The following is a 12,527-nucleotide window of genomic DNA, read 5'->3' on the forward strand; positions in this document are numbered from 1 at the left end:
ACCTGCCGCTCAAACAGGGGCGTCTTCTCCCACCCTAGTCAACCCGATCTGTGGGATTGTCGCGTCGCCGCGGTCCGCGTGGTCAATTTCGCCAGTCGTGAGACGGCCACAATAATCGGTGAGCCATGCAAGCGCGGCTTTTTCGATTGGTTCGTGGGCGTACATATCCACGGGTTCGATTCCCGCTTCTAATAGCGACTTCCGTGGGCACAAGCCAATCTTTGCAACCAGCACAGCATGGCAATCGTTGATCGCGTGTACGATCGGCCGCAAGTCATCCTCATCGCCATCGCCGCCGCGGCAATAGGCGCCCACGCGGCGGTGCGCGACAAAGAGGGCTCCAGCGGCGCTGACCTGGAAAATCTGGAACTCGGAAGCGTGGCCGAAATGTGCGTTGACGAGTCCATCTCCCTTCGTCGCAACGGCAATCCGCACCTCGACATCGCCTAGCACCTGGGTCGCTCCTGACAAGCTTCGTGTCTTATGTTTCATTTCGCGCTCTCCATCGCTTGCGGCGTCCACGCGGCGTTGACGTGTACTGCCAAGATCAAGCTTGTCCACGGCGTCCATGTGTTCGATGCTTGCAAGCGAAAACTCGTGATGGCGGTCTTCGCCCAGAAGGCCTACGGCATCTGCACGACATTGCCGGCAATGGCGCATTAGGGCCGCGCCGCCCATGCAGGCGTCCTGCACGGCCTTCAACTCGCGAGCGGTAGGCTCGCGCTGGCCACGGCCACCGAAATACGTGCCGTGCGTAGGATCCGAGATCAGCGGCATGATGTTGTGCAAAAACGCACCCCGCCGCTTTACTTCACGATTCACTTCGACCAGGTGCTCGTCATTGATGCCAGGGATGAGTACCGAGTTGATCTTCGTAAGTACGCCACGCGCGCTCAACATGTCGAGCCCTAGCATCTGCCGCTCGTGCAGAATTCGCGCGGCCTCTTCGCCCGTGACTCTGCTGTGATCCCAAAAGATCCATGGATAGATCTTTTCGCCGATGACAGGGTCGACCATGTTGATAGTGATCGTCACGTGATCAATGCCGTAATCGCAAATTTCGTCGACATAGTCAGGCAGAGAAAGGCCGTTCGTCGAAAGACATAGCTTAATTTTCGGCGCGAGTTCGCGAAGCATACGAAAGGTGTCGAACGTTTTGTTCGGATTGGCCAGTGCATCCCCCGGGCCCGCGATCCCGACGACAGTCAATTGCGGAATCCTCGAGGCGACGGTCATCACCTTTTTCACGGCCTGATCCGGCGCGAGCTTCTCTGATACCACACCAGGCCGCGACTCGTTCGAGCAATCATACTTTCGGTTGCAGTAGTTGCATTGGATATTGCAGGCGGGCGCCACTGCGACATGCATGCGCGCATAATGGCGATGCGCTTCCTCCGAATAACACGGGTGATCTCTGATCCTTTCCCACACCTCCGCATTGATGTTCTCTGGTGCGTCGGTCGAACAGCAACTTGACCCGGCTGGTGCGCCATTTGAATCGGGGCGGCCGTATCCGGCAAGTGGATCCGCGGCCGACACCGATGGCATGATGTGTGTGACTCTGGCGCCGTCGGCCAAGATCAGAGCGCCGGCATTCGCGCAGTCGTGCATGGTATCTCTCCGCAATGAACGGTGGGTGTGCCATTGCTCCCAGCGAAATCCATGCCATCGCGAAAACGCACGATGTGCGAGTGGACGATACTTGAAGCCGAGAGCATCGCCGTGTGCTCCGTCACCATGACACATGGGTAGTCCAGCCACGCTGGCGCTGTGTCTCAGTTCTTATTCATTTGAATTACTCGCGATCAAAGCAACCGCTTTCGCGTTCGCCGATAACCCGATCGGCCAGATTCAAGCGCGACACTGTTGGGAATGGCACATTCCCGACGCGACTTATCACACCAAGTACTCCGAATCCCGACATGATGCCTTTCAGGTTCAAACAGAACCATACTCCGGCCGGAACGTCCCATTGGCACGATGTTTGCGGCGCAATCGACACCTCTGGAGAGACTTGACATGCATCTTCCAATTATCAATGACACGACGCTCCGCGATGATGAGCAGACTGCAGGAGTCGCATTTCGCGCCGAGAAAAAATGCGCGATCGCGAGCGCCGTGTCTCAGGCCGGCGTGACGGAACTCGAAGTCGGGGTTCCCGCAATGGGCGACGAGGGAATGGCGTGCATAGCGGAAATTTCCGGCTTAAGTCTCGACTCTCGTATAGTCGTTTGGGGACGCCTCACCGAAGGCGACCTCGCGGCGGCATTGCGTTGCAATGCCGATATCGCTCACCTCTCCATCCCTGTTTCGGATATTCATCTGCGCCACAAGCTGCAGCAGTCCCGTACGTGCGTTCTGCGTCAAATTGACCGCATAGTCGACATAGCAATCGGAAGTCGCGCAACCATTTCTCTCGGCATGGAAGACGCCTCGCGCGCGGATCCTTCCTTTGTCATCGAAGTGGCTCAATGCGCACAGCAGCAAGGGGTTCAGCGCTTGCGTTTCGCAGACACGGTCGGCGTGCTGGATCCGTTTAAGACATACCAGGCGATTGCGGCGCTGCGCGTTGCCGTGGACCTCGAGATCGAAATCCACGCGCACGACGATCTCGGGCTTGCCACAGCCAACACGTTAACGGCCCTTGCGGCAGGCGCAACACATGCCAGCACCACCGTCAACGGTCTAGGCAAGCGAGCCGGCAACGCGGCGCTAGAGGAAGTCGTGATGGGAGCACGTCATCTTCTGCGACGAGATACCGGCGTCGACACTAACGCGCCGCCCGGTATTTCGTTGCTGGTCGAACATGCGTCGGGCCGAGCCGTCTCCTTTGGAAAAAGCATCATCGGTCGAGGCATTTTTACTCACGAAGCGGGAATTCACACAGACGGCCTTTCCAAACACGTCGCAACCTACGAAGGATTCGATCCTGCAGAGGTCTGCCGGCAACGGTCTACAGTGCTAGGCAACCATTCTGGGTCTCAAGGCGAACGTGACGCATATGACGCTTCGGGCCTGAAGGTATCGGAGCGGCTTGTGCCGCTACTGCCGCCGCACATCCGCGCCTTCGCCACGCGACATAAGAAGGCGCCTAGCGCAATCGATCTCCGCCGCTTTTTGAGTGAGGTACGGAGCACGCGAGTCAGAGCGTCCTGGAGGCCGCTCATAGCGAGAAACGGACTTAGGAGGAGCAAACCCATGGAAGGACTTATCCGAGACTTCGTCCGTTTTCATCTATGGAGGATTTCCGCGTCTCTTTTGCATTGCCCTCGACAAAAGGATAGTGAAGTTGAACCGCCTGCACATCATGAAACGTTTCTTTCGGTACATCGAACAACAGGACGACGCGCCGCCCTCCACGACGGCTGATCTATCACGGCTTGCTGCGGAAGGCCTGCGACGACTTCGTTGTATCCGCGCCCCCTAAACAACGAGTGTTTAAAGTCTTTAGAAGGCCGCCGACCGCCATGTCGTCTTCCTGAAAAGCCTGTGCGCGTCGCAGTCGGCACCCAGCGGCGTCTGATTAGGAGAATCTCAATGCATATTGTCGTTTGCATCAAGCAAGTACCGGATTCTGCCCAGATTCGGGTTCACCCTGTGACCAACACCATCATGCGGCAAGGCGTGCCGGCAATCGTCAATCCTTACGATCTCTTCTCGCTAGAAGAAGCGTTACGGCTAAAAGACCGCTTCGACGCATGGGTCACGATACTTTCTATGGGACCACCACAGGCCGAGGACGCACTGCGTAGATGCATCAGCTACGGTGCAGACGACGCCGTGCTCATCACCGACCGGTCGTTCGCCGGCGCCGACACGCTCGCCACTTCTTATGCGTTGGCCGCCGCGATCCGCCAGATCGCGAGTGAACGCTCAGTGGATATGATCTTTGCAGGCAAACAAACGATCGACGGTGATACAGCCCAAGTCGGCCCGGGCATCGCGACGCGCATGGACATCCAACTGCTTACCTACGTGTCGAGAATCCTCGAGATCGACCTCGGCAGACGCACGATCATGGCCGAACGCCGTGCTGAAGGGGGCGTTCAGGTACTCGAGACGGCGTTGCCGTGCCTTGTCACGATGCTTGAGAACACGAACGATCTGCGTTTCGCAACACTGCCCAGAGTAATCCATGCCGCTGGCTTCCCCGTGCGCAAGTGGAACCGCCAGCAGGCCGGGATCGATGACGCCAGCAAGATCGGGCTGAAGGGTTCACCTACCGTCGTACGTAAGGTGTTCGGCGCAACGCCGCGTGCAGAAGATACCGAGATGATCGAATTCGACGAGTCGAGTCTCCAGGACGCGGCGGCTCAACTTGTGCGTAAGATCTTTACTCGCCATCCGACGCTAGAGATGGACCTGCGGCTCACGGAGAGGAATGCATGAATTCGCTTGTTGCTTGGAAACAAAAACCGGCCGAGCCGATCGCACACGCTAACGGCTGCAACGTAGAACTCCGCGACCGTATGAAAGACTATCGGGGCGTGTGGGTCTTCATCGAGCACGATCGTGGCCGTGCGCACAGCGTATCGTGGGAACTGGTCGGTGAGGCTCGCAAGCTCGCCGATAAACTCGGCAGCGACGTCGCTGTCGCGGTACTCGGTGGTACTGAAGAGCCACTCGAGCAGTTTGCCGCTGAGGCGTTCACCTTGGGTGCGGACAAAGCGTATGTCATCCACGATCCGGTGTTGCGCGGTTATCGCAACGAACCGTTCACGAAAGGCCTGTCAGATCTGGCTAGCAAGTACTGCCCCGAGATACTGTTGCTCGGTGCGACTTCAATGGGCCGAGATCTCGCGGGCTCTGTCGCAACACGGCTTCTGACTGGCCTTACAGCCGACTGCACTGAGTTGAATATCGATCCCGCCTCGCGTGTACTAGCTGCGACGCGGCCGACCTTCGGCGGCTCTCTGCTTTGTACGATCATGACGCTCGAATCCCGCCCGCAGATGGCGACTGTGCGTCCACGAGTCATGCCCATGCCGCCGGCGCAGCAAGGCCGCAGTGGCGAGATCGTGCAGGAAACGCTCGGGATGATCGAGGCCAATATAGTAACCAAATTGCTTGACTTCATCCCTGACGAGACAAGTGATCAAATCAACCTTGCCTACGCGGACGTGATCGTGAGCGGCGGCAAGGGACTCAAGAATCGCGAGAACTTCATGCTGCTATTCGAGCTGGCGCAGGTGCTCGGTGGCGAAGTCGGCGCGAGCCGCCCATGCGTTCAGGCGGGTTGGGTCCGAGCCGAACGCCAGATCGGACAGACCGGCAAAACTGTCAGGCCCAAGCTTTATATCGCCGCGGGAATCTCTGGTGCGATCCAGCATCGGGTCGGAATGGAAAGCTCTGACGTCATCGTCGCGATCAACACCGACCCAAACGCACCGATTTTTGATTACGCACACTACGGCGTTGTGGGGGACGCAATGCGCGTACTACCGGAACTAACACAGGCCTTTAAGCAGCACCTGATACCGCAGCGGCTAGACTCGTAAGGAAAACAAACATGATAACCTCCCCCAAATTCGACGCCATTGTGGTCGGAGCTGGACCATCAGGCAACGCCGCAGCCTACGTTATGGCGAAAGGCGGCCTGAAAGTGCTTCAGATTGAACGCGGCGAGTATCCCGGAAGCAAAAACGTTCAGGGCGCGATCCTTTACGCCAATGCACTGGAACAGATCATTCCGGACTTCCGTGACGATGCCCCTCTCGAGCGCCACATCATCGAGCAACGCCTGTGGATGCTCGACGATACCTCGTTTGTGGGCACGCACGCGCGCAGCGAAGACTACAACAATCCCCCATATAACCGTTACACGATCATACGGGCACAGTTCGACAAGTGGTTTTCGTCGAAAGTACGTGAAGCAGGCGCTTTGCTGATCTGCGAGACCACCGTGAATCGCCTGATAATGGACGGAGACCAGGTTGTCGGCGTGCAATGCGACCGCCAACACGGTGAAGTTTATGCGGACATCGTGGTCCTCGCGGACGGCGTCAATTCGACATTGGCGCGTAAGGCAGGTTTTCACGGCGAAATCAAGGCGGGCAATGTCGCGCTGGCTGTGAAGGAGATTCTCTTTATGCCTGAGGAAACAATTTGCCAGCGGTTTAATGTTGCCGATAACGAAGGCGTCGTCATTGAGATGGTCGGCCGAATCACCGATGGCATGGCTGGAACCGGCTTCTTGTACACTAACAAGGAGTCGCTGACAATCGGCGTCGGCTGTATGCTGAGCGACTTCAAAAACAACTCGAACCGTACAAGCCCATATGTGTTACTTGAAAAAATGAAGCGTCATCCGTCCATCGCCCCGCTCATCGCCGGCGGTGAAATGAAGGAGTACTGTGCGCATCTGATCCCCGAGGGGGGCTTCAATGCAATCCCGGAAGTGTACGGGAACGGCTGGATGATCGTCGGCGATTCCGGTGGCTTCGTCAATTCCGTACATCGCGAAGGTTCTAATCTTGCCATGACGACAGGACGTCTCGCCGCGGAGACCGCGATAGCCACAAAAGCCTCCGGAGGCCACAGCTATCGGGCTAGCGCCCTCTCCGGGTACAAGGCCGCGCTCGACAAGAGTTTCGTGATGAAGGACCTGTTCAAGTACCGAGACATGCCGAAGATCTTGCATCACAATCCGCAGTTTTTCACGACATATCCTGATCTAGTCGCTAAAGCGGCTCGGACAATGATTACGGTCGACGGCGTGGACAAGCAGACAAAGAAAGTGGATGTCATGGCGAGCTTCCGCAAAAGTCGCTCACTAACAGGCCTGGTGGGCGACGCATACAAACTCTGGAGGGCCTTCCGATGACCAGACTTACTGTGAACATCGACGAGAAGCTATTCCAAAACCGTTACCGCGTTGACGTTGGCCGGCCACACGTCCAAATAAGAAATCCCGAAACCTGCATTAATGAATGTAGCGATAAAAGCTGTACGTTCGTCTGCCCCGCTTCCTGTTATCGGAATGAGAACAACGGCGCCGTGACACTAATTACCGACGGTTGCCTTGAATGCGGCAGTTGTCGCATTCTATGCGGGGAACACCACAACCTTTCCTGGGAGTATCCGAGGGGTGGTCACGGAATCCAGTTCAAGTTCGGATAGACGAAAACGACCTCGTCATTTCGGCTTCCGCCTACCACAGGAAGGTGCAGAAGGCTTATCGCTTCGGAGCAAATCAATGAATATCCTTACTGGCATTGAGTCGGCAGATCTGTTTGGCGGCGCCGTGCCTCCTTCCGTATTGCGCTTAATCGAGGACACACGTGGCGGCCGCTGGGACGATGTGACCGCTGCATTGTGGACCGCCGTTCTTTCTCACCCGCGCTGCCTGCCACCCTACTATCTGCTATACAAGTTTCACGCGAACCGGGGCGAACTTGGCGAGGCGAAGGAAGTTGCAACCAAGGCTTTGACAGCTGCAGCCCGGGAAGCGTCAATTGACATTGACTGGTGTGCCGTACAGCCAGGCGACACAGATTTCACGATTCCTGGACCGGCACGCTTTTGGCTCTTCACGCTGAAGGCGCTGGCCTTTATCAGCGTTCGCCGCTGCGAACGCGCGGTTGCCCTGAGGCTCCTTGCGAAGCTGCGCCGGCTGGATCCGGCCGACTGCGTCGGCTTCAACGTGGTGGAAGCCCTTCTCGCGCAGTCCGGGCGTCGATAAGCCCTACCGGCAGGCCAGCCGTCGGCTCTGATGTGATGGACGACCCCCGCTACCCAGCGAGGGGTTTATGCCAAAGTGGAGAAGTCGTGACGTTCACGGCAAAGGAGCGTTCATCATGAATATAGCGACTGTTGGACTGGATCTGGCCAAGAGCGTGATGCAGGCTCACGCAGTGAATTCGCAAGGCGAAATCGTTGTACGCAAACAGCTAAGACGCGCGAATGTACTTCGGTATTTTGCTACGCTCGAACCGTGTGTAATCGGCATGGAAGCGTGCGCCTCGTCGCACTACTGGGGCCTTGAGCTCACCAAGCTCGGACACACCGTTCGACTGATCGCCCCGCAGTTCGTCCGGCCTTACGTAAAGAGCAACAAGACCGACGCGGCCGACGCCGAAGCAATCTGCGAGGCGATAACGCGACCAAACATGCGCTTTGTACCGCTCAAGACGCAGGCGCAACAGACAGTGCTGTCGCTGCATCGCGCACGCGCCGGCCTAGTCAAATCACGCACAGCACTTGCCAACCAAATACGCGGGCTTCTTGGCGAATTCGGCATCGTGCTGCCACAGGGTATCCAACTGCGTGGCCAACGGGCCATGGCCGCTCCTTCCACACGTGATGATGGACATTCTCAGCCGTTCCGGGCGTTAATCCAAATGCTCGTCGAGCACTTGCGCGAACTTGGCAGCAAGGTGGCTGAGCTCAAAGGTCGTATCCGCGCGATCCATCGCACGGATGCGCCCGGTCGGCTTCTCGAAACAATACCCGGGATCGGGCCACTTACCGCGTCGGCCCTCGCAGCCTCGATCGGCAACGCCGGATCTTTTCGCAGCGGCCGCGAACTTGCTGCATGGCTGGGTTTGGTGCCGCGTCAGCATTCGTAGGGCGGCACGCCGCGTCTGCTGGGCATCAGCCTCGATCCGTGCACGCGCGCAGGTCTTCGTCGATCCCCGCTCGATCGAACTGCTTGAGCGGATCCAGCTGGTCGCGCCCAGCGACGCAAATATCCTGATCATCGGCGAGACCGGCACGGGCAAGGAACTGATCGCGCGCCACGTCCACAGCCTGAGCGGGCGGCGCGACAAGCCGTTTGTCGCGGTCAACTGCGGCGCGTTTTCTGAAACGCTGGTCGAAAGCGAACTGTTCGGCCACGAGAAAGGCGCCTTCACGGGGGCGTTCAACGCCAAGCCGGGCTGGTTCGAGGCGGCCAACGGCGGCACGCTCTTCCTCGACGAGATCGGCGACCTGCCGCTGTCGATGCAGGTCAAGCTGCTGCGCGTGATGCAGGAGCGCGAGGTCGTGCGGCTTGGATCCCAGCACGGTATTCCGATCGACGTGCGCGTGGTGGCGGCGACGAATGTCCACCTGCAGCACGCGGTGGCGGCCGGGCATTTCCGCAGCGACCTCGGCAATCGCGCTCTGGCCGCGTGCGGAATCCAGTTCGGCGTCGACGTTCGCCTCGTGGCTGGACCTGCGGATCTTGCGCGAACGAAGGCGCATTGCCATGACTAAAGATGCGCCGGCGCGAACGCACCTCCTGCGAGATGTCGCGCAGCGCGGCGCGGCCCGTGCCCGCGAGCACGGCGAGCAGCACCAGCTGGTAGAACGCGGTCTGGTATTTGAAGCGCGTCGAAAAATCGATGATGTCGATCTCGTCCACCTCGGCGGCGACAAACGTGGTCGTGCCGCTGCCCGTCGTGCGCTGGCCAAAGCCATCCCAGTCGTCGTGATGTGTCACGCCGGGCTGCCTCGCGCGCACGGCCGCGATCACGTCTTCGCCCGTGTCGTCGCGGCGCGCAAACACGTCAATCCAGTCAGCGAAGATGCTGCCCGTGCTGTAGTACTTCTCTCCGTTCACCACCCAGCGTGCGCCATCACGTGACACGCGCGTGATCACGTCGCCGATCGCCACGCTGCCGACTTCGGTCCAGGCGTTTCCCACCAGTTCGCCGTCGACAAATCGCCTGAACCAGACGTCGCGCGCCGGGCCTGGCTCCGCGTTGAGCCGGTCCTCGACGAACGCGAAGTGGCCGCGCAGTGCCTGCGGCAGATTCGAGTCCGCCTCGGCCAGTTCGATCAGCAGCTGAATCAGTTGCGGCAGCGAAGCCCCCGCGCCACCATGCTCGACCGGCACGCGAACGGCGCCGAATCCGGCGGCCTTGAGCCATTCGATCTGCTCATAGGGCAGGCTGCGATCGCGCTCACGCTCGAGCACGCCCTCTGCGATGCGGGCGAAAACGGGTCGAAAACGTGAAGCGAGACGCTCGTAATCCGTACCGGGAGAAAGAACGGGAGCAAGTGCCACCGTGCTGGCGAGATTCAATGCGGTAATAGGGGCTCCAGGTACCGGCTTGATGGGTGGCCCGTGTTCGGGCCTCGTTCCTTACCGATAAAGCAGAAGCCATGCCAATCGTTGGCCGGGGATCAGGTGTGCGCAGGTCGGGAAAACCGCATGCGTGTTGCTGGTTCAGCAACAGCATGCAGCTGATTCACTGCTGGATTTGCAGCGATGCCTGAGCGATCTCGTGATGCCCGGACTGGTCACTGGCGTCATCGCTGCCCGCCTGTTTCGCGACAGTGCGGCCAGCCGCCAGCTATGGACCAGAAATGTAAGCGCAAGCTTCCCACGACGGTATAATTGTTCCATTCGCTTTTCCTTCCCCAATCATAGCTGACCCGCGCCTTCGCGGCGTGCGCACCCATCGCGTATGGGCGAAAGCAATGAAACGACCTGCAGACATCTATCTTCGTTTCCTGCAACTGACTGAAGCCATTCGTGGCTTGCCCACGCTGCCAGCGCTTGATCCGCTTGAAGAGAAGATTCTCGAGTTCGTGGCTCGCGCGTCACAGAACAAGGACCGGTTGTCGGTCCGGGACATGATTGGACACGGTGAACTGGGCTCTCCTGCGACACTTCACGGTCGCATCGCGTCCATGCGCGAGAAAGGATGGCTCACCCTCTCCGACACCGAGGACACCCGGCGCAAGCAGATCGAACTCACGCCTGCCGCGCTGCGCTACTTCGACAAGCTCGCCGAAGCGCTCTCGAAGGCAGCGAAGGGCACCTGAGCCGGCGGCATACCCCGCGATCCCGAGCCCGCCAATAGAGGGCGTTCTGCCCGGATCGGCTAATCAAGGCAGTTGTCCCCGTTCAGCCGTGCTGCGTGATTGCGAGCGGCCTTCCCAATCGCACAGAAATCGTTCGCGATCCGAAGTAACCAAAAAAGAACCCACGGACCATATCGGGCAGTGGGTTCGCAAACACACGCCAAAAGCTCGGGTTTTCACAAACCGTCATAACTTTTGGAACAGTAAACATACCGGGTTTGCGAGGCCAAGGCAACCTGGCAGTGGCTTAAAACAACGCCCAGGGGAAGCTCAGTTCGGTATTTTTGCGCCTGTCACAAAAAGGGCCCCGCTACCGTCTCGAGGCTGCGGTGAGCCGCCAGCAAGTGCATCTGGTTTCGACAAAAGCAGGTTCCAGAACATCCAGACCCGATGTAACGCCTGCAGGAGCGCCCACCGCCGCGGACCAGACGTAGTTACGTCGCCTCACGCCATGCAGAAAAGCGATGGCCGGATTTTCGCCGCGGCTTTGGCGCCGTTGGGCGGATCGTCAGTCAGGCGCCCATACAGGGCCTGCCAGTCGACGGCAAGCAACGGGATCGTCCTGTCATTGCGGGACCAGTACGCGAGAAAGCGCGCCCAACCCTCGAGGAAAAAGCCCACGCCGGGACTGAGCAGGCACGGAGGTCTCGCCACAAGAGGCACCCGGGCCGCAGGAAATATCGAACAGAGCGTTTCAAGTTCGTCCGCGGCTTCATTGGCAGTCTCCGGTTTGTTTGCACCGGCCAACAGGTGATCCCGCACGACGTCCGCAACACAGGATGTACAGAGCTCGATATAGGAGACGCGCACCCCACCCAGATCTGCCCACCGGGCAGACGACGCATCCGTCGGCTCCGTCATCCTTCTCGGAACGGGAAGCCTGACGTACGACGGCAGTGCGACAAAATCCGTTTCCTCGCGTTGCAGGGCGTCGCGAAACATCGGGTAGGACAGCAGCCATGAACTGACTGACGGACTGCCACCCTGACGCGAAGGCAGATTCAATTCCGGAAGGCCCGGGTGCAGCGTAGCCATGCTGATCTCCATTCGTTATAAAAATAATAACGAATGGCTGCGCTGCGTGCAAGGGTCTGCCATGGGGATGAAGCGACGCGGCCCTGTCCGTCACACTTGATCAGGCGCCCGGGACGCGGGGAAGCGCCATACGGACATGCCAGGGCGCTTTGCTCCCACTGACATTAATGAGACTAAATTCCTGCACCGAGCAACTCGAATATGCGTCTCATATCTTTCCGAATCGTGGCGGGTGGGCCCGCAAACAGGAATGGCTTTTATTCAAGTATTGGCCGCGGGCATGCAATTGTTATCGATGCCCGCCGAGGTGATCTATTTGTAAATCAGGAACCGGTCGCGATTCTTCGCGTCCTTGATCCATGCATGGACGCCCCCAGTTTGCCAAGCGCTCAGTTTGTGACAGGTTATAGGTCAAGATTGCAGCCATGCATTCGGACTTCGCACGGCACTCGCCGGCGGTCCCTGATGGAATTTGCTGGTCAAGGTCTCATCAGTTTGGCGTGCTCTCGCGCACACTGGATCAATCAGATTTTCTTGACCACGGTCTTACCTATCTCGCCATCACATCTTGATAGCCTGTGCAATCGGCTGAAGTCTCCTGCTGTTCGTTACAATTTATAGGTGCATCGAAGTTTATGCCGCACTCGCGCTCGCCATGTAGTCACTTCGGAACTCGCGTGCATGAGTCAATAGTGCCCACA

Annotated in this window: 9 protein-coding genes and 4 pseudogenes; 10 read left to right on the forward strand and 3 right to left on the reverse strand. The window is 58.6% G+C overall.

Annotated elements, in window-relative coordinates; genetic code table 11:
* Nucleotides 1–9: 9 nt before the first annotated feature.
* Nucleotides 10–1,611: a nitrogenase cofactor biosynthesis protein NifB gene (gene nifB, locus AB3X99_RS35965; protein WP_368619635.1), complete on the reverse strand. Its 1,602-nt coding sequence runs from the start codon at nucleotides 1,609–1,611 to the stop codon at nucleotides 10–12.
* A 408-nt stretch (nucleotides 1,612–2,019) separates the two neighbouring features.
* Between nifB and AB3X99_RS35970 the strand changes: the two are divergent.
* The 9 genes and pseudogenes from AB3X99_RS35970 to AB3X99_RS36010 form a co-directional block, all read left to right on the forward strand.
* A pseudogene (locus tag AB3X99_RS35970) lies at nucleotides 2,020–3,138 on the forward strand (homocitrate synthase); the annotation flags it as partial.
* Nucleotides 3,139–3,283: 145 nt separating this feature from the next.
* Nucleotides 3,284–3,482: pseudogene (locus AB3X99_RS35975) on the forward strand (nitrogenase-stabilizing/protective protein NifW).
* Nucleotides 3,483–3,537: 55 nt separating this feature from the next.
* Nucleotides 3,538–4,389 (forward strand): electron transfer flavoprotein subunit beta/FixA family protein, encoded by an 852-nt coding sequence (locus tag AB3X99_RS35980; RefSeq protein ID WP_069268289.1) that lies wholly within the window; start codon nucleotides 3,538–3,540, stop codon nucleotides 4,387–4,389.
* Nucleotides 4,386–5,498: an electron transfer flavoprotein subunit alpha/FixB family protein gene (locus AB3X99_RS35985; protein ID WP_069268288.1), complete on the forward strand. Its 1,113-nt coding sequence runs from the start codon at nucleotides 4,386–4,388 to the stop codon at nucleotides 5,496–5,498. Before AB3X99_RS35980 ends, AB3X99_RS35985 begins: the two co-directional genes overlap by 4 nt.
* 11 nt (nucleotides 5,499–5,509) lie before the next feature.
* Entirely contained in the window at nucleotides 5,510–6,823 is a 1,314-nt protein-coding gene (locus AB3X99_RS35990; protein WP_368619636.1) for an FAD-dependent monooxygenase, read from the forward strand.
* Nucleotides 6,820–7,119, forward strand: a complete 300-nt coding sequence (locus AB3X99_RS35995; RefSeq protein ID WP_083245578.1) for a ferredoxin family protein — start codon at nucleotides 6,820–6,822, stop codon at nucleotides 7,117–7,119. The genes AB3X99_RS35990 and AB3X99_RS35995 overlap by 4 nt, the downstream gene beginning before the upstream one ends.
* Before the next feature lie 76 nt (nucleotides 7,120–7,195).
* Entirely contained in the window at nucleotides 7,196–7,681 is a 486-nt protein-coding gene (locus AB3X99_RS36000; RefSeq protein WP_069268286.1) for a hypothetical protein, read from the forward strand.
* 115 nt (nucleotides 7,682–7,796) lie between these two features.
* A complete protein-coding gene (locus AB3X99_RS36005) occupies nucleotides 7,797–8,567 on the forward strand; it encodes an IS110 family transposase (RefSeq protein WP_368619637.1) in 771 nt (256 codons plus the stop codon).
* A pseudogene (locus tag AB3X99_RS36010) lies at nucleotides 8,560–9,090 on the forward strand (sigma 54-interacting transcriptional regulator); the annotation flags it as partial. The gene AB3X99_RS36005 and the pseudogene AB3X99_RS36010, both read left to right, overlap by 8 nt.
* 46 nt (nucleotides 9,091–9,136) lie before the next feature.
* Here AB3X99_RS36010 and AB3X99_RS36015 read toward each other — a convergent pair.
* A pseudogene (locus tag AB3X99_RS36015) lies at nucleotides 9,137–9,988 on the reverse strand (acyl-CoA dehydrogenase family protein); the annotation flags it as partial.
* A gap of 416 nt (nucleotides 9,989–10,404) precedes the next feature.
* Here AB3X99_RS36015 and AB3X99_RS36020 point away from each other — a divergent pair.
* Nucleotides 10,405–10,752: a transcriptional regulator gene (locus AB3X99_RS36020; protein ID WP_069268351.1), complete on the forward strand. Its 348-nt coding sequence runs from the start codon at nucleotides 10,405–10,407 to the stop codon at nucleotides 10,750–10,752.
* 483 nt (nucleotides 10,753–11,235) lie between these two features.
* Here AB3X99_RS36020 and AB3X99_RS36025 read toward each other — a convergent pair whose 3' ends face one another.
* Nucleotides 11,236–11,826 carry a hypothetical protein gene (locus AB3X99_RS36025; RefSeq protein ID WP_368619638.1) on the reverse strand — a complete coding sequence of 197 codons (591 nt, stop codon included), beginning with the start codon at nucleotides 11,824–11,826 and terminating at the stop codon, nucleotides 11,236–11,238.
* Nucleotides 11,827–12,527: the final 701 nt, after the last annotated feature.

Source organism: Paraburkholderia sp. BR10882 (assembly GCF_040948855.1).
Taxonomy (GTDB): domain Bacteria; phylum Pseudomonadota; class Gammaproteobacteria; order Burkholderiales; family Burkholderiaceae; genus Paraburkholderia; species Paraburkholderia nodosa_A.